The organism is Burkholderia pyrrocinia, assembly GCF_022809715.1.
Classification (GTDB): Bacteria; Pseudomonadota; Gammaproteobacteria; order Burkholderiales; family Burkholderiaceae; genus Burkholderia; species Burkholderia pyrrocinia_C.
In genome coordinates, this window is sequence record NZ_CP094460.1 from 2,697,660 (window position 1) to 2,722,456 (window position 24,797).

At 67.4% G+C, this 24,797-nt stretch carries 20 protein-coding genes and 2 pseudogenes; 16 read left to right on the forward strand and 6 right to left on the reverse strand.

From position 1 onward, the window contains the following. Positions 1-4: 4 nt before the first annotated feature. From MRS60_RS28980 to MRS60_RS29000, 5 genes are all read left to right on the forward strand, one after another. On the forward strand, positions 5-721 hold the full coding sequence (locus tag MRS60_RS28980; RefSeq protein WP_243566092.1) for a MotA/TolQ/ExbB proton channel family protein: 717 nt from the start codon (positions 5-7) through the stop codon (positions 719-721). Beyond that, the gene (locus MRS60_RS28985; RefSeq protein ID WP_243566093.1) at positions 721-1,131 is read left to right on the forward strand and encodes an ExbD/TolR family protein; all 411 of its coding nucleotides are present in this window, start codon (positions 721-723) and stop codon (positions 1,129-1,131) included. The genes MRS60_RS28980 and MRS60_RS28985 overlap by 1 nt, the downstream gene beginning before the upstream one ends. 34 nt (positions 1,132-1,165) lie before the next feature. Beyond that, complete coding sequence (locus tag MRS60_RS28990; RefSeq protein ID WP_243566094.1) at positions 1,166-2,242, forward strand: ABC transporter substrate-binding protein; 1,077 nt, start codon at positions 1,166-1,168, stop codon at positions 2,240-2,242. Beyond that, entirely contained in the window at positions 2,239-3,456 is a 1,218-nt protein-coding gene (locus MRS60_RS28995; RefSeq protein WP_217588854.1) for an MFS transporter, read from the forward strand. Before MRS60_RS28990 ends, MRS60_RS28995 begins: the two co-directional genes overlap by 4 nt. Positions 3,457-3,668: 212 nt before the next feature. After that, positions 3,669-5,984, forward strand: coding sequence for a TonB-dependent receptor (locus MRS60_RS29000; protein ID WP_243566095.1), 2,316 nt, complete (start codon positions 3,669-3,671; stop codon positions 5,982-5,984). An 81-nt stretch (positions 5,985-6,065) separates the two neighbouring features. On the opposite strand, the pseudogene MRS60_RS29005 reads toward MRS60_RS29000, so the two are convergent. Together MRS60_RS29005 and MRS60_RS29010 are read right to left on the reverse strand one after the other, a co-directional pair. Beyond that, a pseudogene (locus MRS60_RS29005) lies at positions 6,066-6,464 on the reverse strand (LysR substrate-binding domain-containing protein); the annotation flags it as partial. 8 nt (positions 6,465-6,472) lie between these two features. Beyond that, a complete protein-coding gene (locus tag MRS60_RS29010) occupies positions 6,473-7,492 on the reverse strand; it encodes a zinc-dependent alcohol dehydrogenase family protein (protein ID WP_243566097.1) in 1,020 nt (339 codons plus the stop codon). Positions 7,493-7,619: 127 nt separating this feature from the next. Here MRS60_RS29010 and MRS60_RS29015 point away from each other — a divergent pair, with 127 nt between their 5' ends. After that, the gene (locus MRS60_RS29015) at positions 7,620-8,531 is read left to right on the forward strand and encodes a LysR family transcriptional regulator (RefSeq protein ID WP_034182028.1); all 912 of its coding nucleotides are present in this window, start codon (positions 7,620-7,622) and stop codon (positions 8,529-8,531) included. A 252-nt stretch (positions 8,532-8,783) separates the two neighbouring features. Further along, positions 8,784-8,987 (forward strand): annotated as a pseudogene (locus MRS60_RS29020) (EamA family transporter); the annotation flags it as partial. Between the two features lie 56 nt (positions 8,988-9,043). On the opposite strand, the gene MRS60_RS29025 reads toward MRS60_RS29020, so the two are convergent. From MRS60_RS29025 to MRS60_RS29035, 3 genes are all read right to left on the reverse strand, one after another. After that, the gene (locus tag MRS60_RS29025) at positions 9,044-9,790 is read right to left on the reverse strand and encodes a lysozyme inhibitor LprI family protein (protein ID WP_235212516.1); all 747 of its coding nucleotides are present in this window, start codon (positions 9,788-9,790) and stop codon (positions 9,044-9,046) included. A gap of 178 nt (positions 9,791-9,968) precedes the next feature. Then, a complete protein-coding gene (locus MRS60_RS29030; RefSeq protein WP_243566098.1) occupies positions 9,969-10,172 on the reverse strand; it encodes a hypothetical protein in 204 nt (67 codons plus the stop codon). After that, positions 10,169-10,633, reverse strand: coding sequence for a hypothetical protein (locus MRS60_RS29035; RefSeq protein WP_081938493.1), 465 nt, complete (start codon positions 10,631-10,633; stop codon positions 10,169-10,171). The genes MRS60_RS29030 and MRS60_RS29035 overlap by 4 nt, the downstream gene beginning before the upstream one ends. 503 nt (positions 10,634-11,136) lie before the next feature. Here MRS60_RS29035 and MRS60_RS29040 point away from each other — a divergent pair. From MRS60_RS29040 to MRS60_RS29065, 6 genes are all read left to right on the forward strand, one after another. After that, positions 11,137-11,856 (forward strand): SDR family oxidoreductase, encoded by a 720-nt coding sequence (locus MRS60_RS29040; protein ID WP_034182218.1) that lies wholly within the window; start codon positions 11,137-11,139, stop codon positions 11,854-11,856. Positions 11,857-12,003: 147 nt separating this feature from the next. Beyond that, the gene (locus tag MRS60_RS29045) at positions 12,004-13,962 is read left to right on the forward strand and encodes an arylsulfatase (RefSeq protein ID WP_105389743.1); all 1,959 of its coding nucleotides are present in this window, start codon (positions 12,004-12,006) and stop codon (positions 13,960-13,962) included. Between the two features lie 99 nt (positions 13,963-14,061). Then, a complete protein-coding gene (locus tag MRS60_RS29050) occupies positions 14,062-15,117 on the forward strand; it encodes a formylglycine-generating enzyme family protein (RefSeq protein WP_175746650.1) in 1,056 nt (351 codons plus the stop codon). A gap of 8 nt (positions 15,118-15,125) precedes the next feature. Next, positions 15,126-15,926, forward strand: a complete 801-nt coding sequence (locus tag MRS60_RS29055; protein ID WP_432207855.1) for a MetQ/NlpA family lipoprotein — start codon at positions 15,126-15,128, stop codon at positions 15,924-15,926. Beyond that, the gene (locus MRS60_RS29060) at positions 15,920-16,894 is read left to right on the forward strand and encodes a YkgJ family cysteine cluster protein (RefSeq protein WP_034182032.1); all 975 of its coding nucleotides are present in this window, start codon (positions 15,920-15,922) and stop codon (positions 16,892-16,894) included. The genes MRS60_RS29055 and MRS60_RS29060 overlap by 7 nt, the downstream gene beginning before the upstream one ends. Before the next feature lie 66 nt (positions 16,895-16,960). Further along, complete coding sequence (locus tag MRS60_RS29065) at positions 16,961-17,287, forward strand: antibiotic biosynthesis monooxygenase family protein (RefSeq protein WP_034182033.1); 327 nt, start codon at positions 16,961-16,963, stop codon at positions 17,285-17,287. 72 nt (positions 17,288-17,359) lie between these two features. On the opposite strand, the gene MRS60_RS29070 is transcribed toward MRS60_RS29065, so the two are convergent. Then, positions 17,360-18,292 (reverse strand): LysR family transcriptional regulator, encoded by a 933-nt coding sequence (locus MRS60_RS29070; protein WP_034182220.1) that lies wholly within the window; start codon positions 18,290-18,292, stop codon positions 17,360-17,362. 205 nt (positions 18,293-18,497) lie between these two features. On the opposite strand from MRS60_RS29070, the gene MRS60_RS29075 reads away from it, so the two are divergent. The 3 genes from MRS60_RS29075 (at position 18,498) to MRS60_RS29085 (ending at position 24,406) form a co-directional block, all read left to right on the forward strand. Then, positions 18,498-19,271, forward strand: a complete 774-nt coding sequence (locus MRS60_RS29075) for a putative hydro-lyase (RefSeq protein WP_243566099.1) — start codon at positions 18,498-18,500, stop codon at positions 19,269-19,271. A 76-nt stretch (positions 19,272-19,347) separates the two neighbouring features. Beyond that, the gene (locus MRS60_RS29080; protein WP_105389740.1) at positions 19,348-20,646 is read left to right on the forward strand and encodes an MFS transporter; all 1,299 of its coding nucleotides are present in this window, start codon (positions 19,348-19,350) and stop codon (positions 20,644-20,646) included. Positions 20,647-20,767: 121 nt separating this feature from the next. Continuing rightward, positions 20,768-24,406, forward strand: coding sequence for a hydantoinase B/oxoprolinase family protein (locus tag MRS60_RS29085; protein WP_243566100.1), 3,639 nt, complete (start codon positions 20,768-20,770; stop codon positions 24,404-24,406). The last annotated feature ends 391 nt before the right edge of the window (positions 24,407-24,797 follow it).

The window sequence follows — 24,797 nt, forward strand, 5'->3', positions numbered from 1 at the left end:
CATCATGAACGGTATTCCGACCACCTTCATCGTTCAGGGCGCGCTCTGGCTGCTCGCCGTCTTTTCCGTCGTCACGTGGACGCTGATCGTTGTGAAGGCGATCCAGAGCCTGCGGGCGAGCGCGCGCAACCGGCGTTACGTCAGCGCGTTCTGGGCCGCGAACAGCTTCCACGAGGCGGCCGCGCTCGACGGCGCGAACAGCCCGGTAGGCGAACTCGCCGCGACCGGCTTCGACGCGTTGCGTCGCGCCGACGAGAGCAGCGCGCACGATCTCGAACACAGCTGGAGCCGCCACGACCTGCTCGAACGCCATCTGCGGCAGCAGATCCACAACGCGCGCCGGCGCGAGGAGGCGGGACTCGCGGTGCTCGCGTCGATCGGCAGCACCGCGCCGTTCGTCGGGCTGTTCGGCACCGTGTTCGGCATCATCCACGCGCTGACCGCGATCACGCACAGCGCGTCGGCGAGCATCGACGTCGTCGCCGGGCCGATCGGCGAGGCGCTCGTCGCGACCGGGATCGGCATCGCGGTCGCCGTGCCGGCCGTGCTCGCGTACAACTTCTTCGTGCGCCGCGTGAAGGCCGCGTCGGCCGATCTCGATGCGTTCGCAACCGACTTCGTCACGCTCGCGCAGAAGGCCGGCTTCCGCGTGCCGGCCGCCGCACCTGCCGCCACGCCGGTACACCGTGCCGGCGAAACCCGTCAGGAGGCGTTCGCATAATGGCTTTCTCGTCCTCTTCCGACAACGACGACGTGCTTAGCGAAATCAACATCACGCCGCTCGTCGACGTGATGCTCGTACTGCTCGTCGCGTTCATCGTCACGGCGCCGCTGCTCAACAACGCGGTGCACGTGAATCTCCCGAACACCGTCGCTACTTCGCCGGCCGACCGCAAGCCGAACGTCACCGTGAGCGTCGACGACAAGGGTGTCGTGTATCTCGACAAGCGCGTGGTCGCGCTCGCCGAGGTACCCGCCGAGCTGGCCGCGCTGAAGGCCGGCCGGCCCGACGTCGCGCTCGACCTGCAGGCCGACGAGCACGTGCCGTACGGCACCGTCGCGAAGCTGATGGCCGCGATCGAGCATGCGGGGATCACGCGGCTGTCGGTGCTTACCGCGCCGCGCGGCTGATGGGCCTTTCACGACTCTTTTTCCGAACGCATCCATGAGCACCACGGCTTCACACAACGTCCGTTCGATCTGGTACACGCGCTGTCCGGTGCCGACGCCGCTCGGCATCGCCGCGCATCTAGGCTGGCTCGACAGCGAATTCGCCGGCGACGGCATCACCGTGCACGCGCTGCAGGAGAACCAGCACGCGGCGCTGCATCATGCGCATGTCGATCATTCGCTCGACAACGCGTTCCGGCAGGGCGGCAGCATTCCCGCGCTGTGGGCACGCGCGGCCGGCGCGGACACGCGCATGGTCGCGCTGACCTGGGTCGACGAGGCGCAGGCGATCGTCGCGCTGCCGGAAACCGGCCTGAAGCAGCCGAAGGACCTGCGCGGACGCCGCATCGGCCTGCCGCGCCGCGACGGCGAGCGCATCGACATCTTCCGCGCGGCGGCGCTGCGCGGCTTCGTCAGCGCACTGTCGCTCGACGGGCTTGGCCCCGGCGACGTCGAATGGGTCGACGTGCCCGCGTCGAACCTGCGCGTGCCCGTATCGACACCGGTCAGCCGCGACGCGGCATTCAACCATCCCGCGAGCCTGTCGAGCCGGCGGCTCTATGCGGCCGAGGCGGCGGCGCTCGTGCGCGGTGACGTCGACGCGATCTACGTGAAGGGTTCGCTCGGGCTGGAAACCGCGCACCTGATCGGCGCACAAGCGGTCGTCGACATCGGTTTTCATCCCGATCCGCAGATCCGCATCAACAACGGCTCGCCGCGGCCGCTGACCGTCAATGCGTCGACGCTCGAGCGCCATCCCGACATCGTCAGCCGCTTCCTTGCGCGCGTGACCGATGTCGAAGACTGGGCGCGCGAGCATGAGCAGGAAGTGCTCGGCTATCTCGGCCGCGAGACGGGGTCGGGTCACGACTGGCTGCGGCTTGCCTACGGCGCCGACGTCCATCGGCGGCTGCGCACGGATCTCGACGACGCGTCGATCGCCGCGATCGACGATTTCAAGCGCTTCCTGGTCGACTGGCAGTTCCTGCCTGCCGACTTCGACGTGCACGCATGGATCGACCGGCGCGCACTCGACGGCATCGCGACGCTGTCTCGCGACGCCGCGCGGTGAGCGTGCCGGCACGCGTCGTCGACGCATGGCGGCGCGAGCGTTTCACCGGCGGCTTCATGCTGCTGGCGCTCGCGAGCGGCACGACGATCAGCATGGCGCAGCTCGCGACGACGCTGTACGCGTTGGCGCTCGGCGTCGACAGCACGCGGCTCGGCGTCATCGCCGCGATGGAGCCGCTCGGCATCGCGTTGATGACGTTGCCGGCCGGGCTGCTCGTCGCACGCTACGGTGCGCGGCGCGTGTACTTCGCCGCGAGCTTGGGGCCGATGCTGCTCAATCTCGTCGTGCCGTTCACCGGCGCGTGGTCGCTGATCGCACTCACGCAAGGGTTGATCGGGCTGTGCATCCCGTTCCGGATCGTGTCGATCAACGGCGTGTTCCTCGCGCGTCTCGCGCAGATCGGCCTGGCGCGCGCGGGCTGGTATCGCGCGGCCATGTCGGTCGGGACGGGCATGGTTGGGCCGTGGCTCGCGAGCTGGCTAACCGGCGCGCACGGCGCGGTCGCGACGTTTTGCGCGGCGTCGGCGAGCTTCGCGGGCATGGCGCTGTTCAGCCGAATGCTGCTCGGCGACGCGGAGCAGCCGCCGCGCCGTGCGCGGCACGAAACTGGCGGGCTGCGCAAGTTGCTTGCGCTTGCCTGGAGCCACGATGTACGCGAGCAGCTTGTGCTGGAGGCCGTGAACAGCGCGACACGCTCGCTCGCCGGCACGTATACGGTGGTGCTCGCGATTCAGTCACTCGGACTGTCGCAGACGCGCGCCGTCGCGCTGCTGACATTGCAGGGTGCCGTTGCGGTGATTGCCCTGTTCGGGCTCGGACATGTCGCGCAACGGATGACGGAGCGTCGTTGCCATGCCCTCAGTCTCGCGGGCGGCATCGCCGGGCTGCTCGCACTCGGCCTCGCGCGCGACGCGTGGATCGTCGGCGCGGGGCTCGCCGCGCTGTGCGCCGGTTCGTCGATGCTGCATCTCGTCAACATGCAGCATCTGGGCCGCCATCCTGCCGACAAGAGCCAGGTGTCGAGCCTCTACAACCTCGCGTCGATGACCGGCGCGTTCTGCGGCCCGCTGGCCGGTAGCGCGCTCGCGCCGTTCGTCGGATTGCCGGTCGTGTTTCTGTGCTGGCTGCCCGTGGTCGTGCTGGTTGCGTTCGCGCTGCGGCTTGCGCACGTGCGTCGCGGCGCGCTGCGACCGTTGCCCGCGAAACTGTCCTGATCGCCTTCGGGGCGGATGTCGCGCGCTGCGGCGGTGTTGCGTGGCAAACAGTTCGCCGCTCCTCACAGATGCGTATGCAGCAACACGCGAGCCGCACGGGCGCCGGAAGCCCCGCGCGACGGTCTTTTCGATGCTGGCATCCGAATTGCAATACAGAACCCGTGCGTCGCGCACGCACGTGCGTTCAACCGATCAAACAGGATGACTCATCGATGTTCAGGAAAAAACTAATCGTCACCGCGCTGGGGGGACTGCTGACGGGCGGCACCGTATCGTTGCCCGCGTGGGCAGAGGACGGCGTGGCGGCAGCGGAGGTGCCGGACGCGAAGCCGGCACCACAGGCGTCGGATGATGCAACTGCGGCCGCGCCGAAGGCGACCCATGCGAATCGCGGCGCGGCCGCACGCGAAACGAATCTCGGCACGGTGACCGTGACCGCGCGCCGGCGCAAGGAAAGCATCCAGGACGTGCCGGTCGCGGTGAGCGCGCTGAGTGGCGACGCGATCAAGAACAACGAGTTGCGCGTGATCAACGACGTGACGAAGTACGTGCCGAACTTCACCGGGCAATCGACCGAGGGCCGCGAGCGGCCGCGCTGGTTCCTGCGCGGTGTCGGCAGCAACGATCCGTCGGACCTGTCGCTGAGCCCGATCGGTGTGTACTTCGACGACGTGTACATCAACAGCGTGTTCGGGCAGGGCTTTCCGCTGTTCGACCTCGATCGCATCGAGGTGCTGCGCGGGCCGCAGGGCACGCTGTGGGGCAAGAATACCGTCGGCGGCGCGCTCAGCATCACGTCGCAGAAGCCGACCTTCGACGTGAGCGGCTACGGCAAGCTCGGCCTCGGCCAGTACAACAGCCGGCTTGCGGAAGCCGCGATCGGCGGGCCGATCGGCAAGAACGACGTGCTGGCCGCGCGCGTGTCGGTGTATCACGAGAATGCCGACAGCTTCTACACGAACACCGCGCAGCAGGGGCGCTTCGGCGGCTTTCACGACAACGCGGTGCGTTTCCAGGTGCTGGCCGTGCCGACTCCGGACACCGATTTCCTGTTCAACATCCACGGCCGCAACTACACGGGCGGCGGCAATGCGTGGCACGCGGAAGGCGCGGGGCGGGGCGGCGCGAACCAGTTCGGCTTCGTCGGATCGACCGATCCGTACACGGTGTCGCTCAATGCGCCGTCGAGCGATCACATCTCGTCGTGGGGCACGTCGCTCACCGCGCACTGGCGCATCAACCCGGCGGTGTCGCTGACGTCGATCACCGCGTTCGAAGGGCTGCACCGCTGGTACCAGGACGACGAGGACTATTCGCCGTTCGATGCGGCACGTTCGCATGACCGCCTGTCGAGCCGCCAGTTCTCGCAGGAGTTCCGGCTCGAATCGCCGCAGAACGACCGGCTGAGCTGGCTCGTCGGCACGCATCTGTTCACCGAGCAACTGGCCGAGCAGGGCGCCGGCGGCGGCCTGCCGGGCTCGCCGTCGCCCGCGTTCTACCATCTGACCGACCTCACGCAGCACACGCAGAGCGTGGCGATCTTCGGCAGCATCAAGTACCGGTTCACCGACCGCTTCAACGTGACGGGCGGGCTGCGTTACACGATCGAGCGCAAGACCATCAACCTGACGGGGCTGCAGGGAGCGGGCAATGTGACGTTCAGCGATCCGAACAGCTGGTGGTCGCCGTCGTCGGTGTCGTCGCCGCTCGCGGTCAGCGCGCAGCAGAACCAGACGAACACGTGGCGCGCGCCGACCTGGGATCTTACGCCCGAATACGCGCTCAGCAACAACGTGCGCGCGTATTTCCGCTATGCGCGCGGCTTCCGCTCGGGCGGTTACAACGGCAACGCATATACGCAGAGCACGGTGTCGACCGTTTCGCCCGAGTACCTGACCGACTACGAGGTCGGCATCAAGAGCGAGTGGTTCGACAAGCGGCTGATCGTCAACGCGAGCGTGTTCCACTACGACTATCGCGACATCCAGGTGTTCGCGCTCGCGCCGAACCCGTTCGGCGGGCCGCCGGTGTCGACGCTGTCGAACGCGGGGCAGGGTCGCGCGGACGGCTTCGAGCTGGAGCTGAAGGCACAGCCGGTCAACAGCCTCTACCTGTTCGCGAACCTCGGGATGCTGAACACGCGCTTCACGGAGTTCCGCTACGTGCCGACCGCCGTCGGCAACTCGTTCGCGCGCTCGCCGCATACGACGCTGAACGCGGGCTTCGACTATCGCGTTCCGGTGCCATTCGGCACGTTGACGGCAGGTGGCGACGTGAACTACCGCAGCCGCGAATACTTCAGCGCGACGCGGCAGACGATGCCGCAGCTCTGGCAGGGCGGTTATACGGTGCTGAATGCGCATGTGTCGTACACGACGCCGAACCAGAAGTACATCGTGACGGGCTACATGACGAACCTTACGAACAAGGTTTACAAGAAGCTCGAGCTGCTGCCGTCGTATGGCGCGTATCCGGTGCTGTACGGCGATCCGCGCACGGTCGGGATCACGCTGACCGCGAAGATCTGACGCGCGACGCATGCCGCGGCGCGGGCGCATGGTGCGCCGGGCCGCGGCAGGTCGCGCAATCGGCCGTTGCGGCGCTGGCCGTCAGATCAGCAGCGAAACCGTCCTGAACATCGCAAGATCCTCCTTGCGCGCAGATCGCGCATGCTTGCGGATTACTTGCAGCAAACAGTCGATGAAGCAGCGCGCGGCGTCGCTCAGCGTGCTGCTGCGGCGTGTGACGATCCCGAGGTCGTGCGGCTCGAACGTCTCCTTCAGTTGCAACGGTCGCATCCGTTCGCCGAACGGTGGCACGGCCGCGAGAATCGTCGGGCACCACGTGCACATGTCGGCCTGCTCGAGCATCGTCTGCAACATCGCGACCGACTGCGCCCGCACGATGCGCCGTTCGTCGATCCGTGCGCCGTGGCGCGTGAACAGGTAGTCGACGCGCGCGGCCTGCCCGTCGGCCGCTAAATTCAGCACCCAGTCGTGGTCGAGCAGGCCGGCCATCACGACGCGACGCGAATCACGACCTTGCCGAAATGCTGCCCCGACTGCAGATACGCATACGCTTGCGGTGCCTCGTCGAAGCCGAACACGCGATCGACTACCGGCTTGATCCGCTTCGCATCGACGAACCGCACGACGTCGTCGAGCATCGCGCGGCTGCCGACCATGATCCCGTGCAATTGCCGAATGCCGCCGATCAGCGAAAGCAGCCCGAGTTCGGGGCCGCCGAAGCCGCTGACGCCGCCGATCACCGACACGACGCCGCCCAGCTTGGTCGCGGCGACCGAACGCGGCAGCGTGTCGTGTCCACCGACTTCCAGGACGAGATCCGCGCCCGAGCCGCCGGTGAGCCGCAGCACTTCGTGCTCCCACTCGGGCGTCGCGCGATAGTTGATCGTTGCGTCCGCACCGAGTGCGCGGGCGCGTTCGAGCTTCGCGTCGCTCGACGACGTGACGATCGTGCGCAGCCCCGCCGCGTGCGCAAGCTGCAGCGCGACGATCGAGACGCCGCCCGTGCCGAGCAGCACGACGGTCGAGCCAGGCCCCGCGCCGCCGTCGGCGAACAGCGCATTCCACGCGGTGATGCCCGCGCACGACAGCGTCGCCGCTTCGTCGTAGTCGAGATGCGCGGGGATCGCGACCAGCGCTGCTTCGTCGGACACGAAGTGCTCGGCCAGCACGCCGTCGAATTGCGCGCCGGGCGACCCCGAGACTTTCTGCGGCGTCGGCGGCCCGTCGATCCAGCGCGGGAAGTACGTGTTGATCACGCGATCGCCCGGCTTGAAGCGCGTGACGTCGCGACCGGTTTCGACGACTTCGCCGGCGCCGTCGGCGACAGGAATCAGCGCGTCCGTGCCGATGCCGAGATAGTCGCCGCGCGCGAACATCAGGTCGCGGTAGTTCAGTCCTGCCGAGTGGATCTTCACGACGACGTCGGTCGGCCCGACGGGCCGGCGTGTCGCGTCGATGCGCCGGAGCCCGGCCGCGCCGTCGCCGGGTTTGACTTGCCATGCGTGCATGTCGACTCCTTTTTCGAGATAGGTCGAACTATCATAGTGTTGCGCACGGGGATGCATTGGCGAGAATTCGGCCACTGACTGTCGCCGTCATGGACACAAACCTGTCATCCAACCGGAGCGGAATCGTATGGACGAGCGTCTGAGAGGCGTCGCCGAATTCGTCGACGTCGTGGAGTCGGGCAGCTTCGCGGCGGCGGCGCTGCGCATCGGCGTCACGCGTTCGGCCGTCGCGAAGGTCGTCGCGCGGCTCGAACGCCGTCTCGGCGCGCGGCTGCTGCAGCGCACGACGCGCCAGCTCAGCCTGACCGACGAAGGGCTCGTCTATTACGAGCAGTGCCGGCGGCTGCTGGCCGATCTCGGCGAAACGGAGGCCGCGCTCGACGCGGGCCGGCGCGAGCCGTCGGGGCGGCTGCGCATCAGCGTACCCGTGCTGTTCGGGCGGCAATGCGTGGCACCCGTCATGCGGCGCCTCGTCGAGCGTCATCCGCGGCTCGAGATCGACGTGTCGTTCAGCGATCGCCTGGCCGACCTGATCAACGACGGTTTCGACGTCGCGGTGCGCATCGGCGAGCTTGCGGATACGAGCACGCTCGTCGGGCGGCGGCTTGGCGTACAGACGATGGGCATTTGCGCATCGCCCGCGTATCTCGAACGTCACGGCCGGCCGACGGGGCTCGACGAACTCGCGTCGCACGTCGGCATCGCGTATTCGCGCGGCGGGCAGCCGGCACCATGGCGGATCATCGGTGCGGACGGCGCGGTGCACGACCATCGCGCGGCCGGCCGCCTGCGGTTCGACGACCTGCAGGCGATCGCCGATGCGGCCGCTGCCGGCGCGGGCCTCGCGTGGCTGCCATGCTGGCTGATGGCGCCTTACCTGCGCGACGGCCGCCTCGCGCTCGTGATGGACAGCAACAGCGTGTCGGGCGCCGAGGTGTTCGCGGTGCGGCCGTCGTCGCGCCACGTGCCGTCGAAGGTGCGTGTCGTCATCGATGCGTTGGTCGACGAGATTCCGCGGATGCTGGCGTCGGACGACTGAGAGGCGCACGGCGCCGCGATTGCGACCTGAACCCGTCACGCATGATCGACTGACGCTGCGTGTGATCACCGCACAACGCCTATCCGGGGGCACGCTGTCATGAACAGGAAGCTGCAGGTCGTGATCGTCATCGGCATCGCGGTGACCGTGCTGAATGTCACTACCACCTGATCCGCCGATGATGCGCCGGCTCGCACACAGCCCCGGCGCGAGCGGGGCAGGCGCCCATCCGACGACGCAACTCGAGCGCGCATGACAGCGATCGATACTCCGATGACCGCGCGGCAACCCGGCTGGTTGCGAATCGCCCCCGCGCTGTTCCTGCTGCTGTGGGCCAGCGGCTTCGTGTTCCTGAAGCTCGGCTTGCGTTATGCCGATCCGCTTACCTCTCTCGCGCTGCACTATGCGTGCGTCGTCGCGTTGCTCGCCGGCCCGTTCCTGTGGCTGCGCCTCGCCTCGCGTTGCCGCTGTCGATCGTGTGACAACGGCCTGCCGACGTGCGGTTTAGACGATCATTCAAATTCGAAGCCCTTGTTCGGAGCGTGCGCTTCGTCGATATACGTGCCTTGAAAATCGACGTCACTGCCGTGGCCGAGCACTTTCCCGCATTGACCGCGCTGCTTGACCTCCATCTGCGCGCCGTGAATGGCGAAATCGAGCTGGCAGCCGTCGGAGCCAACGTGGAATGCCTTGCCGTCGGCCCGTACAACTGCATCGGCCTTGTATTCTCGTCCGCTGTTTTCACCGTTCCATGATGATGCGTCGAATGTCAGCCGTGCTGCATCGGCATACGGGTTGACAAGAATCATGATCATTCCGCCGCGCTTGCGTGGGAGCGGCTTGGACGAAATCTCGATGAGCGTCCAGGTTTGCGACCAATGGAAGTCGTTGATGTCGAGCACGGTTTCGGGATCCGGCACGGAAAGCTGCTGCAGCCGCCGGAGATAACTAGTGCGCAGGCAGTCGACGTCATGTCCGCAGGCATCCCGTTGGATTCGCCAGCCGCGCTGATAGTTCTTCAATTCATTGAGGCCGGAGTCACCGCGCCCCCTGTCGATGCGTTGTGGCGCGAGCGACCACGCGATCGCAAGCTGATCATCGAGTTTCGACAACTCGGGGACGGCACATATCGTTTGCTCCGCCGGGTGTTTAGCCAGATGGCAATTGAAGGAGGCGGCGTGTACCGCCCCGGCGATCCAGAAGGAAGCTGCCAGAAGTGCAGTGCGGACCAGCATCCTGAGGGCAAGCGTTGTCTTCATGTCGAATTCGATGAGGAAGAATGACGTGCGTTGTTTTCGCGTATCGAAGATATGCCGGCAAGGATCATGATACTTGGCTACGCACATGTGCCGTGGTGGTGCACACTTCCGGAGTCGTGTGCGTGATCCATACGGATGAAGAAAAGCCCGCGCGTAGCGGGCTTTTCTGCGCGAGCGACTAACGCTTGCATCGTCGCGGATCGATACCGTTTTGTTCGAGTAGCTTGCGCAGGCGCGTGTTATCGATCCACAGCGAAGCGAACGCAGTCAACATCATCAAGATCGGAAACCATTCGCCGGTCGCGCTGATGATCGTCCAGCCTACGGCCGTGAAAATCAACGCCGTAACGATGAGAAGCAATCGATCTGCGATCCACTTCATCGCACACCCCGGATCGCCGTGTTCGCCTTCAAACCGAGATAGCTATGCGGGCCCGGTACAAGCACTTCAGGATGGCGCAGGATTTGAGCCATAACCAAAGGATGAACTGCGAGTCCGTAGCGTGTGCCCCATTGAGCGACCGCCAAAGACATATTGTTTCCGTGCTTGCCGACTCCGCATGCCAGTGCGGTATCGGTTGCGACCATCAAGCTACCAATAACCGCGCCCAGGTAGATGCTGCCAAGAATCGAACTGCCGATGGTGACCACTTCCAACTTCGTTGTTGCGCTAATCAGTTCCCCGACCGTTGCATCTGCACCTAACGTCTTTAAGACACCCATCATTGCGGCTACGCTTGCGACGGACGTTTGCAGTGTTGCGAAAAGTGTCGTTGGAACGGGCATATGCAACGCGGTCATGTTTGCTTGGAAGGCTTCGAAAAAACTCGGGCATTTCGACATCTGGTCTTTCTCCGGATCGGTCGTGAAATTCTTACATACTCCCTGCTCCGGCTTACCCGACAACTCTATCAGGTTGTCGAGCAGATCGATCGAGTTTAGATCGGCGTGCGCTCGTCGAGCACAGACTTCTTTTCTTTTTTTGCTTCCCTCAAGTGTTCAGGGTAGCGACGATGTCGATATGCCGACCAGTCGCCTAAATTCCCCGAGTGTTGTGATCCGAATAATTTCGCAGCCCTTCTTTACCGTCTTAGGACTTTTCCTAACGTTTCCGTACCAAGTATGGCGAGGGTATGGGGAGCGTCGTACCGGCCGCTCGACGGTCCGCGCGCAATGCCGGCCGCGGCGGGGCGGGCCGGTTGACCGACGGGCATGTGACGTAGACGAATCGAAGGTGACGACCGTACGCGTTTTGCGCCGCTGCGGCACAATCGAGCGGAGCACGTGCGCGCCAGGCGACCACGCACGTGCCGCGCCGTTCCGGACTCGTCGCCGAAGGGACACACATGTCATCCCGCACCTATCTCGTCACCGGCGCGTCACGCGGCATCGGCCTCGCGATCAGCGCAACACTTGCGCAGCGCGGCCATCGCGTCATCGGCCTCGCGCGGCATGCGCAGGGCATCGACTTCCCCGGCGAATTGCTCGCATGCGATCTTGCCGACATCGAACAGACGGCGGCAACCCTTGCGCACATCAGCGAGCGGCACGACGTCGACGGCATCGTCAACAACGCCGGCATCGTGTTGCCGCAGCCGCTCGGGCAGATCGATTTCCAGTCGCTGCAGATCGTGTTCGATCTGAACGTGCGTGCCGCGATCCAGGTCACTCAGCACTTCGCGGACGCGATGAAGGCGCGCGGCCACGGGCGCATCGTCAACATATGCAGCCGCGCGATTTTCGGCAGCCTCGATCGCACCGCGTATTCGGCCGCGAAAAACGCGCTCGTCGGCTGCACGCGCACGTGGGCGCTCGAACTTGCCGAGCATGGCGTGACCGTCAATGCAGTTGCGCCGGGCCCGATCGAGACCGAACTGTTCCGGCAGACGCGGCCGGTCGGCAGCGAAGCCGAGCGCAAGGTGCTCGCGACGATTCCCGCGCGCCGGCTCGGTACGCCCGACGACGTGGCGGCCGCGATCGCGTTCTTCCTGTCCGACGAAGCCGGTTTCGTCACGGGGCAGGTGCTGGCCGTGGACGGCGGCGGCAGCCTCGGCGGGCGCAGCTGACGCATCGCGGCGCGGGTCGCGAAAAACGACCTGCATCGGGCCCGCATCGCATATTCCCGCACCCCGTTAGCATGTGACGAATCCGACTTTGGGCGCCGCGCGCGCGACGCTAAGATCGCCGGTCCCGTAGATCGAGCGTTCACGCTAATGAAAAAGTCCGCGTCGCCGTTGCATGCTTTCCGTTTCCGTGTCGTCTGCGCCGCGATCGCCGGCGCGTTGTCGCTCGCATCGTGCGGCGGCGTCGACAGCGACTCGCCGCCTCCGCCGGCCAATACAACACCGCCGCAGGCCGCGAAACGCCCGAACATCCTGTACATCATGGCCGACGATCTCGGCTATTCCGACATCCATGCATTCGGCGGCGAGATCAACACGCCGAACCTCGACGCGCTCGTTGCATCGGGCCGCATCCTGTCGAACCATCACACCGGCACTGTCTGCGCGATCACGCGTGCGATGCTGGTGTCCGGCACCGATCACCATCTCGTCGGCGAAGGCACGATGGGCGTGCCGACCGACGAGCGGCGCGGGCTGCCCGGCTACGAGGGCTACCTGAACGACCGCGCGCTGTCGTTCGCACAACTGCTGAAGGACGCCGGCTACCACACGTATATCGCGGGCAAGTGGCACATCGGCTCGGGGATCGTCGGCAGTGCGACGGGCAGCGGGCAGACGCCCGACCAGTGGGGCTTCGAGCGCAGCTACGTGCTGCTCGGCGGTGCGGCGACCAACCACTTCGCGCACGAGCCGGCAGGCTCGTCGAACTACACGGAGGACGGCCGCTACGTGCAGCCTGGCCAGCCCGGGCAGCCTGGCGGCACGGGCGGCAGCCCGGCCGTGTTCTATTCGACCGATTTCTATACGCAGAAGCTGATCTCGTACATCGATTCGAACCAGCGCGACGGCAAGCCGTTCTTCGCGTACGCGGCGTACACGTCGCCGCACTGGCCGCTGCAGGTGCCCGAACCGTGGCTGCACAAGTACGCGGGCGTCTATGACGCCGGCTACGACGCGATCCGCAACGCGCGGATCGCGCGGCAGAAAGCGCTCGGCCTGATTCCCGCCGACTTCAAGCCGTTCGACGGCGTGCCTGAAACGACGGCGGCGTCGCCCGCGACCGCGAACAACGGCACCGCGAGCGCGAAATACATCAGCGCGGTGCATTCGGCCGCGGACGGCTACAGCGACTACGGCACCGGCAAGGTCGACAAGCTGTGGTCGAGCCTGTCGCCGGCCGAGCGCCGTGCGCAGGCGCGCTACATGGAGATCTACGCGGGGATGGTCGAGAACCTCGACTACAACATCGGCCTGCTGATCCAGCACCTGAAGGACATCGGCGAATACGACAACACGTTCATCATGTTCCAGTCGGACAACGGCGCGGAAGGCTGGCCGATCGATTCCGGCGCGGACCCGACGGCGACCGATACCGCGAACGCGCAGGAGCCGACCTATTCGGCGCTCGGCACCGACAACGGCAAGCAGAACGCGCAACGCCTGCAGTACGGGCTGCGCTGGGCCGAAGTGAGCGCGTCGCCGTTCCGGCACACGAAGGGCTACTCGGCCGAAGGCGGCGTATCGACGCCGACGATCGTGCGCCTGCCCGGCCAGTCGCAGCAACTGCCGACGCTGCGCGCGTTCACCCATGTGACCGACAACACGGCGACCTTCCTCGCGGTCGCGGGCGTCACGCCGCCGTCGCAGCCGGCGCCGCCGCTCGTCAACACGCTGACGGGCGTCGACCAGAACAAGGGCAAGGTGATCTACAACAACCGCTACGTGTACCCGGTCACGGGCCAGTCGCTGCTGCCGGTGCTCACCGGCTCGGCGACGGGCGAGGTGCATACGGCGCCGTTCGGCGACGAAGCGTACGGCCGCGCGTACCTGCGCAGCGCCGACGGCCGCTGGAAGGCGCTGTGGACCGAGCCGCCGCTCGGGCCGCTCGACGGCCATTGGCAGCTTTACGACCTCGCGTCGGATCGCGGCGAGACGACCGACGTGTCGGCGCAGAACCCGTCGGTGATCGGCACGCTCGTCGACCAGTGGAAGACCTATATGAGCAACGTCGGCGGCGTCGAGCCGCTGCGTCCGCGTGGATATTACTGAGCGCCCCCAGACCTGTCGCTTCGCTCCAGGCCTCACGAGGAATTTCCTTCGGGGCGGAAAACCTGGAGCGGGCAGGCGTTTTCTTGAAAGGACGACACGATGCGGTTTCGGTTCCGGTTCTGGACGATCGGCACGGCGCTCGTCGCCACACTGTTCGCCACTGCATTCGCGGCGGGCTATGCGAATCCCGTAGCGCCGGCGGGCGGTGCATTCGACGACGCGAATCGCGGCCGCGCGCTCGCGCCGCTCGGCTCCGAGCGACAGTGCGAGCGCTATTCGGGGCTGCCGGCCAAGTGGCGCGACGACCCGAAGGCCGGGATGGTGCATCTGCGCGGCGGCGCGTTCGTGTTCGGCAGCACGCGCGGTTATGCGGACGAGCGTCCGGTCGGTGATGGCCGCACGCGCGTCGGCGGTTTCTGGATCGACCAGACCGACGTGACGATCGCGCAGTTTGCCGCCTTCGTGCAGGCGACCGGCTACGTGACCGAGGCCGAGCAGCAGGGCGGCGCGGCGGTGTTCAACGTGCCGACGCGCGACGAGATGAATGCGCGCGACCTCGCATGGTGGTCGTGGGTGAAGGGGGCATCGTGGCGCCATCCGCGCGGGCCCGGCAGCGGCGTCGACGGGCTCGGCAACCTGCCCGTCACGCTCGTCACGCAGCGCGATGCGCTGGCCTATGCGCGCTGGCTCGGCCGCGATTTGCCGACCGAGGCCGAATGGGAATACGCGGGCAAGGCCGGCCGCGACGATGCGTCGCTCGATGCGGCGCCGCGCGATGCACAGGGCAAGCCGGCCGCGAACTACTGGCAGGGCGCGTTCCCGGTGCTCGATACGGCCGAGGACGGTCACGCGGGTCTCGCGCCCGTCGGTTGTTATGCGGCGAACGGCTTTCGCCTCTACGACATGATCGGCAATGCCTGGGAATGGACGAAGGACGCGTACGCGGGCCCGCACCAGCCGCACGCCAACGGCGACACGGCGGCCGTCGCACCGCCGACGCGCCGGCACGATACGCCGATGGTCATCAAGGGCGGGTCGTTCCTGTGTTCGCGCGATTACTGCGTGCGCTATCGCGCGTCGTCGCGCGAACAGCAGGAAGCCGATCTCGGCGCATCGCACATCGGCTTTCGCACGATCCTGAGGGATGTATCGTGAGGAACGGCATCGTGCGATTCGTTTCCGTGTGGCTGCTGGCCGCGTGCGGTGTCATCCATCAGGGATCGGCAGTTGCGGCCGAATCGGCTGCCCCGGCCGTGCGCGTCGGCGTGACGCGTGGCGTGCATGCGCAGATCCTGGACGAAGTGAAGCGGGTCGCCGCTGCACGCGGCTTGGGCGTCGACGTCGTCGAATTCGACGACGCGTCGCGCATCGACGCGGCGCTCGCCGACGGCCGGATCGACGCGGCCAGCTTCGAGGATGCGCAACAGCTTGCCGCGACGCGCGCGCGGAAACGCTATGCACTGACCGAAGTCGCGCCGACCGTCACGCTCCCGATGGCGTTCTATTCGCGCAAGCTGAAAAACCTGAACGAACTGCAGCCCGGCGCAACGGTCGCGATTCCCGCCGATCCGCGCGGGATGGCGCGCGCGCTCGTGCTGATGCAGAACGACACGCTGGTGACGCTGCGCGAGCAGGCCGGCCTGCATGCGACGCTGCGCGACGTGACCGGCAACCGGCTCGGGCTGAAACTCGTCGCGCTGCGCCGCGATCGCCTTTACGCCGCGCTCGACACGGCCGCGTTCGTTGCGATCGACAGCGACGATGCCGCCCGCGTCGGGCTGCAGCCAGCACGCGACAGCATCAGCCTCGAAGATGCGCGTTCGCCGTACGCGAACGTGCTGACGGTGCGCAACGCCGATCGCGCGAAACCATGGGTCGCGCAGCTCGTCGCCGCATATCACTCGGACGACGTCGCGCGCTTCATCCTCACGCGTTACCAGGATTCGGTGCGGCGGCCGTGGTAGACACGTACCTGCTCGCGTGCAATGCATGCGGACGCTGCTGCAACAGCGCGCCGACGCTGTCGCTGCGCGAATTGTTCCGGCATCGGCACCGCTTCGTCGGCGCGCTGACGATCCGTCGCGTGCCGAAGCGGCGAATCGGCGAACGCTGGCGTGCGGGCGGGCGCGAGCATGCATTCGACGCGGACGATGTTGCGGCGTCCGAAGTGCTGGCGGAGCGGTTGTTCCATCGCATCGGCGGCGAGAATGGCGAATGGGTCGTGCTGACGCTGCAGGGTTACGACTATCCGTCGCTCGGCCGCTGCGCGGCGCTTGCCGACGACGGGCGCTGCAGCGTGCATGCGGAGAAGCCGTCGATCTGCGGTGCTGTGCCGCTCGATCCGATGCTGCCGGACCGGTTGCAGTCTCGCGTGCTCGCTGCGCGTCGAGACGAAACGGCATGGCTTGGCGCGAACTGCATTGTCGAGGTGGAGGGCGAGCAGCCTGCCGTCGAACCCTCGTTTCCGGTTCCGCTGGTGACGGCCGGACAGGTCGCAGATCGAGCGGCGCTCGATACGTATCGCGACGCGCTCGCGTTCGAGCGTGCGGTGTGGCGCGATGCCGTGTTCACGTCGCTGGTCGGTGGCGGGCAGCACGTACGCGATGCGTTGTCGCGGGTCGCGCCGGGCGGCTACCTGACCGTGTCGATCGTGCCCGTCCTGCTGGCCGTCGCGCCGGTCTCCGCGCATTGCCGCGCGCGGTGCCTCGACTTCATCGACGCGCAACTCGCGTTGATCGGCGCGAACGTCGAAGCAGCGCTCGCGCGCCGGCGTGCCGACGACCGGCCCGCGACACGCGAGTTGCGCGGCTTCGCGCAGGCGCTCGAACGTGCACGGCATGCGCTTGCTGCGATGCCGGCGCCCGCGGCCGGAGCGCGTGAAGACGCGCCACGCATCGACGCGTGGCTCGACGCCGATCCGCTCGCCGCGTAACGATCGCGGCGCCGCCGCGCGTGCCTTACACTTGGCGCTCTTTCAATCGTTTCCGACGGAGCGGGCATGTACGCGTCGACCTTCATTTTTCGTGCCGGGCAATATGACGACGAATTCCACCGGCTCGACCGGCAGATCGCCGACATGGCGCGCGCGACGCCCGGTTATCTCGGCGAGGAGACGTGGGAGAACGCCGAAGCGGGGCTGATCCAGAACGTCTACTACTGGGAATCGGAAGCGGCGCTGCAGCAATTGATGCAGCATCCGGCGCACCTCGAAGCGAAGGCGAAGCAGGCGCGCTGGCTCGACGGCTATCGCGTCGTGATCTCGAAGGTGCTCCGCGAGTACGGCGACGGCAAGCTGACGCAGCCGCACGCGGGGCAGTCCGCGTGACTGTCTGTCTGATTCATTTCTTTCGTATTACGGATAAGTGAACAGAAACCGCACCCGCCGGTCCGCCTCAGGTCAAAGCGCCTCGACCAACCGCCGCGTACTCTTCTCGCAGTACTCATGGCACGCAGCCCGCGCTGCAATCGACGCGCCGTGCACGAACCGCGGCGCATCCGCGCGCCGCGACATCGACACGACGATCGACGGCGGCGACGGCTGCAGCGGCAGCTCGACAACCTCACCACTCTCGATCAACGCATCCACGAACAGCACCGGAATCGCGGCGACGCCGAAGCCGTCGCGCACGAGCTGCACGATCACCGAGATCGACGGCGATCCGGTGATGCGCGTGTCCGACAGCGGCACGCCATGCGCATGCGCGAGCGTACGGACGATGTCTTCCAGCGCGCGGTGGGGTGCGGTGCCGCGCCCGTAAGTCAGGATCGGTTGGCGCAGCACCTGCCGCGCAAGGCCCGTGCGCGTGTTCGGCAGCAGCCCCGCGCGCGCGATCCAGCGCACCGGATAGTTCGCTAGCGCGTCGCAGACGACCGACGTCTCGTCGCTGCCCTCGACGCGGATGATCAGGTCGAGCTCGCCGGCCATCAGCCGGCGCTGCAACACGACGCTCACGTCGACGGTCAGGTCGATCTCGAGCTGCGGATAGTCGGCCGCGAGGCGGCGCATATAGTGCGGCAGCCAGCTATGCACGACCGTCTCGATCACACCGAGCCGCAGCTTGCCGCGCAGCGCGCTCTCGCCGGACGCGGCGGCCTGCAGCTCCTGCGTCGCCTCGACCACGGCTTTCGCATAGCCGAGCAGGTACTCGCCGTTCGGCGTGAGCCGGAATTCGCGGCTGTCGCGGTCGACGAGTACCGTCTGCAATTCGTCCTCGAGCGCCTTCAGGCGCTGCGAGATCGCGGCCGGCGTCGCGTGCAGCGCGGCGGCCGTCGTGCGGAAGTTGCGCAGCTTCGCGAGCGTGACGAAGGTTTCGAGAAAACGCGTGTTCATGGCGGTCGGCAAGGCATTGGGCGCGCAGCTTGCCCCGCTGAAAAAATGAACGGGACCGGGGAAAACCCGAAGATGCGTTAAGAAATTCTATACACGCAGCGCAAAAAAACTCGTTGGCGACAAAATTTTTTCTTTCCTATTCTTCGCCGTATCCGATGACGCGACACCGTCATCCCGACCACATCCCGATCTGCCATTGAATCTCATGACGCCTTCCGAATTTCGCCAGTCCGTGCGCCGCGGCGCGTTCCGAGGCCCGACCGCTGGCCATTGCGGCCCGTTCGCGCAAGCGAATCTCGCGATCCTGCCCGATGCGTACGCGCACGATTTCCTGCGCTTTTGTCAGGCGAACCCGAAAGCGTGCCCGCTGCTCGGCGTCGGCGAACCGGGCGCGTTCCGGATCGACGCGCTCGGCGAGGATCTCGACATCCGCACCGACGTGCCGAGCTACAACGTGTACCGCGACGGTCGCCTGACCGAACGCGTCGAGTCGCTGGAAGCGCTGTGGCGCGACGATTTCGTCGTATTCGCGATCGGCTGCTCGTTCTCGTTCGAGGAGATGCTCGTCCGCGAAGGGATCGGGCTGCGCCACGTCGAGGAGGGCCGCAACGTGCCGATGTACCGCACGTCGATTCCGAATCGCCGCGCAGGCATCTTCGGCGGCCGGCTCGTCGTGTCGATGCGGCCGATGCGCGGCGCCGATGCGATCCGCGCGGTGCAGATCACGAGCCGGTTCCCGGGCGTGCACGGCGCGCCGATCCATATCGGCCACCCGCAGGAACTGGGCATCGCGGATCTGAACGCACCCGAATTCGGCGACGCGGTGACGATCCGCGACGGCGAACTGCCGGTGTTCTGGGCGTGCGGCGTGACGCCGCAAACCGCGCTGATGGACGCGAAGCTGCCGATCGCGATCGCGCATACGCCCGGCCACATGCTGATGACCGACATCACGAACGCGTCGCTGGCCGTGTTCTGATCCGGCCTCGCGGCGACGCACACACGACACACGCACACGCACACATTTGACGGCGCATAACGACAGGAGCACCACCATGGAAAGCAAGACCCTCGCGGCACCCGCCGCCGAGCCCGCGAGCCCCGAGCGCAGCGGCCTGTTCTCGTGGTACGCGTACGCGCAGCCGCGCGAGCGCCGCGCCTTCTGGAGCTGCAAGGTCGGCTACATGCTCGACGGGATGGACACGCAGATGCTGTCGTTCGTGATCCCGACGCTCGTCGCGACCTGGGGCATCTCGCTCGCGGATGCCGGCTTCATCGGCACGGTCACGCTGCTCGCATCGGCGCTCGGCGGCTGGATCGCCGGCATCCTGTCCGACCGGATCGGCCGCGTGCGCACGCTGCAGCTCACGGTGCTGTGGTTCGCGGTGTTCACCGCGCTGTGCGGGCTCGCGCAGAACTATCACCAGTTGCTCGCGGCGCGCGCGCTGATGGGCTTCGGCTTCGGCGGCGAATGGACGGCCGGCGCGGTGCTGATCGGCGAGGTGATCCGTGCGCGCGATCGCGGCAGGGCGGTCGGCCTGGTGCAGTCGGGCTGGGCGATCGGCTGGGGGCTGTGCGCGCTGCTGTATGCGCTGCTGTTCTCGGTGCTGCCGGCCGAGCAGGCGTGGCGCGCGCTGTTCCTCGTCGGGCTGGCGCCCGCGCTGCTGGTCGTCGCGATCCGCCGTTACGTGAAGGAGCCGGACGTCTACGAGAAGGAGAAGGCCGCGCAGGCGAAGGTGGCCGACGCGCCGCGCCTCACCGAGATCTTCGCGCCGAAGCTGATCACGACGACGCTGCGCGCGGCGCTGCTGACGACCGGTGCTCAGGGCGGCTACTACGCGATCACGACATGGCTGCCGACCTTCCTGAAGACCGAGCGGCACCTGACCGTGATGGGCACCGGCGGTTATCTCGCGATGATCATCTTCGGCTCGTGGATCGGCTACCTGACGAGCGCATACCTGACCGACCGCCTCGGCCGCAAGCCGAACTTCATCCTGTTCGCGATCGGCTCGATGGTGATCGCGTTCGCGTACACGTCGCTGAACCTGACCAACGCGTCGATGCTGTGGCTCGGCTTCCCGCTCGGCTTCTTCGCATCGGGCATCTTCTCGGGGATGGGCGCGTTCCTCACCGAACTCTTCCCGACCCGCGTGCGCGGCTCGGGCCAGGGCTTCTGCTACAACGTGGGCCGCGCGATCGGCGCACTGTTCCCGTTCCTGATCGGCGCGCTGTCGAAGCAATACGGGCTCGGCACGAGCATCGGGATCTTCGCGGTCGCCGCATACGGCGTGGTGATCGTCGCCGCGCTGACGCTGCCCGAGACGCGCGGCCGCGAACTCGACGCCGCGTAAGCGGCAGCGGCCCGCGCGGCGCTTTCTCCCTTTTTCCCCTTTTTACCGGCACCACCACGCGGCGCGCGACGCGCGCCGTGCGGCGGCGCTCGTCCCGAGATTTCACGACGCATCGACCATCATGACCGACCGACACCTTTCTCCCGTTCCCTCCGACGCCGCACGCTGGCAATTCTGGATCGACCGCGGCGGCACGTTCACCGACATCGTCGCGCGCCGGCCCGACGGCAGGCTCGTCACGCACAAGCTGCTGTCGGAGAACCCCGAGCAATACCGCGACGCGGCCGTGGCCGGCATCCGCCACCTGCTCGGCCTCGCCGACGGCGAGCCGATCACGCCCGAGCGCGTCGACATGGTGAAGATGGGCACGACGGTCGCGACCAACGCGCTGCTCGAACGCAAGGGCGAACGCACCGCGCTCGCGACGACGCGCGGCTTTCGCGACGTGCTGCGCATCGCGTACCAGAACCGGCCTCGGCTGTTCGATCTCGACATCGTGCTGCCCGATGCGCTGTACGAGACCGTCGTCGAGATCGACGAGCGCATCGGTGCGCATGGCGACGTCGTCGTGCCGCTCGATGCACAGGATGCCGAAGCGTCGCTGCGCCGCGTGTTCGACTCGGGCGTGCGTGCGCTCGCGATCGTGCTGATCCACGGCTACCGCTACACCGCGCATGAACGCGCGCTCGCGGAGCTCGCGCGCCGCATCGGCTTCACGCAGGTATCGGTGTCGCACGAGGTGTCGCCGCTGATGAAGATGGTGTCGCGCGGCGATACGACCGTCGTCGACGCGTACCTGTCGCCGATCCTGCGCCGCTACGTCGAGCAGGTCGCGCACGAGATGCCGGGCGTGAACCTGCAGTTCATGCAGAGCAGCGGCGGGCTGACGCGCGCCGATGCGTTCCAGGGCAAGGACGCGATCCTGTCGGGTCCGGCCGGCGGCATCGTCGGGATGGTGCGCGCCGCGCGCGCGGCCGGCTTCGGCCAGGTGATCGGCTTCGACATGGGCGGCACGTCGACCGACGTGTCGCATTACAACGGCGAATTCGAGCGCGTGTTCGAGACGCAGGTGGCCGGCGTGCGGATGCGTGCGCCGATGATGAGCATCCACACGGTCGCCGCGGGCGGCGGCTCGGTGCTCGGCTTCGACGGCGCGCGGCTGCGCGTCGGACCCGAATCGGCCGGCGCGAACCCGGGGCCGGCCGCGTACCGGCGCGGCGGCCCGCTGACGGTGACCGACTGCAACGTGATGCTCGGCAAGATCCAGCCCGATCATTTCCCGCGCGTGTTCGGCCCGCATGCAAACGAGCCGCTCGACCGCGACGGCGTGGTCGCGAAGTTCGCGGCGCTCGCCGATGAAATCCATGCGGCGACGGGGCGGCGCGAGACGCCCGAAGCGCTCGCCGAAGGTTTCCTGGAAATCGCGATCGGCAGCATGGCGAACGCGATCAAGAAGATCTCCGTGCAGCGCGGCCACGACGTGTCGCGCTATGTGCTGACGACGTTCGGCGGCGCGGGCGGCCAGCACGCGTGCGGCGTGGCCGATGCGCTCGGGATGACGCAGGTGTTCGCGCATCCGCTCGCGGGCGTGCTGTCCGCATACGGGATGGGCTTGGCCGACCAGACCGCGATGCGCGAGCGCGCGGTCGAGGCCGTGCTGTCCGATGCGTCGCTGCCGGCCTTGAACGCGGCGCTCGACCGGCTGGCCGACGAGGCCGTCGGCGCGCTGCTCGAACAGGGCGTGCCGCCGGAGCGGATCGCAACCGAGCGGCGCGTGCACCTGCGCTACCAGGGCACCGATTCGGCGCTCGACGTGCCGGCCGGCAGCGTCGACGCGATGCAGCAGGCGTTCGAGGCCGCGTACCGGCAGCGCTACGCGTTCCTGATGCCCGGCACGCCGCTCGTCGCCGAACTGGCGTCGGTCGAGGCGATCGGCCGCTCCGACGCGCCGGTGGATATCGCGCCGCTGGCCTCGCGCGGGGAAGGCGCTGCGCCGCGTGCCGATTCCGCCGTGCGCTTTTATTCCGGCGGCCAGTGGCACGACGCGGCGCTGTACGTGCGCGACACGCTGCTGGCCGGCGACGCGATCGACGGCCCGGCGATCGTCGCGGAAAAGAACGGCACGACCGTCGTCGAGCCCGGCTGGCGCGCGCGGATGACCGCGCAGGGCAATCTCGTGCTGACGCGCACGACGCCGCTGCCGACGCGCCGCTCGCTCGGCACCGATGCCGATCCGGTGCGGCTCGAGATCTTCAACAACCTGTTCATGTCGATCGCCGAGCAGATGGGGCTGCGGCTGCAGAACACCGCGTACTCGGTGAACATCAAGGAGCGGCTCGACTTCTCGTGCGCGATCTTCGACGGCGACGGCAACCTGATCGCGAACGCGCCGCACATGCCCGTGCACCTCGGCTCGATGGGCGAGAGCATCCGCACGGTGATCGAGCGCAACCGCGGCCGCATGCGCGACGGCGACGTGTTCATGCTGAACGACCCGTATCACGGCGGCACGCACCTGCCGGACGTGACGGTCATCACGCCGGTGTTCGCGGACGGCTCGGACGCGCCGCTGTTCTACGTCGGCTCGCGCGGCCACCACGCGGACATCGGCGGCACGACGCCGGGCTCGATGCCGCCCGATTCGACGCATATCGACGAGGAAGGCGTGCTGATCGACAACTGGCAGCTCGTGTCGGCCGGCGTGCTGCGCGACGCCGACACGCGCGCGCTGCTCGCATCGGGCCGCTACCCGGCGCGCAACGTCGAGCAGAACATGGCCGACCTGCGCGCGCAGGTCGCCGCGAACCAGAAGGGCGTCGACGAGTTGCGCCGGATGGTCGCGCAGTTCGGCCGCGACGTCGTGCTCGCGTTCATGGGGCACGTGCAGGACAACGCGGAAGAGGCGGTGCGGCGCGTGATCGGCGCGCTGCAGGACGGCGCGTACCGCTATCCGCTCGACAACGGCGCGGAGATTCGCGTCGCGATCCGCGTCGACCGCGCGGCGCGGTGCGCGGAGATCGATTTCACCGGCACGTCCGCGCAGCTCGACAACAACTTCAACGCGCCGAAGGCCGTCTGCATGGCCGCCGTGCTGTACGTGTTCCGCACGCTGGTCGGCGACGACATCCCGCTGAACGCCGGCTGCCTGAAGCCGCTCACGGTGATCGTGCCCGCGCGCTCGATGCTGAACCCCGAGTATCCGGCCGCGGTCGTGTCGGGCAACGTCGAGACGTCGTCGGCGATCACCAACGCGCTGTACGGTGCGCTCGGCTGCGTCGCGTCGAGCCAGGGGACGATGAATAACTTCACATTCGGTAACGATCGCTACCAGTACTACGAGACGATCGCGGGCGGCAGCGGCGCGGGCGACGGCTTCGCGGGCGTCGGCGCGGTGCAGACGCACATGACGAACTCGCGGCTCACCGATCCGGAGGTGCTCGAATGGCGCTACCCGGTGCGGCTCGATTCGCACCGGATCCGCGCCGGCTCGGGCGGCGGCGGGCGCTGGCGCGGCGGCGACGGCGCGGTGCGGCGGATCCGCTTCCTCGAGCCGATGACCGCGTCGATCCTGTCGAACAACCGGATCCACGCGCCGTTCGGCGCGGCGGGCGGCGCGGCCGGCGCGCTCGGCCGCAACACGATCGAGCGCGCGGACGGCACGGTCGAGGCGCTCGAGCATATCGGCCGCGCGCAGATGGCGCCGGGCGACGTGTTCGTCGTCGAAACGCCGGGCGGCGGCGGGTACGGCGCCGCGGGCTGAGCCGCGACCACGCGCGGCAGCGGCGACGGCGGGCGTTCGTGCGGAACTGCGGACGCTCGCCGTGTGTCTCGCGCACCGGTTGCGACGGCGGCCGTACCGGTTCCACCCGCGTTGTCGGCCCGCTGCCGGGATCCGATAAAACACGTCGTTTCTGCAGGCGTCGCGATATTGCAACCGACTGTGGAATAAAGCGGCGCATTCACACTCGAACGGAAACAAAATTGGCCGGATTTCGCGTTGCCGGAACACGATCCGACCCTGCTGCGGTGGTTCTGAAGGTTATCCGTCCCCATATTCTGATATTTCCCGGAAACCCTTACGGATAAAGGATCTCCGCCCATCCGGCCAGCCCCGTTTCGCACTCCCTTGCCTGCTCTCGAACATGCCGCCA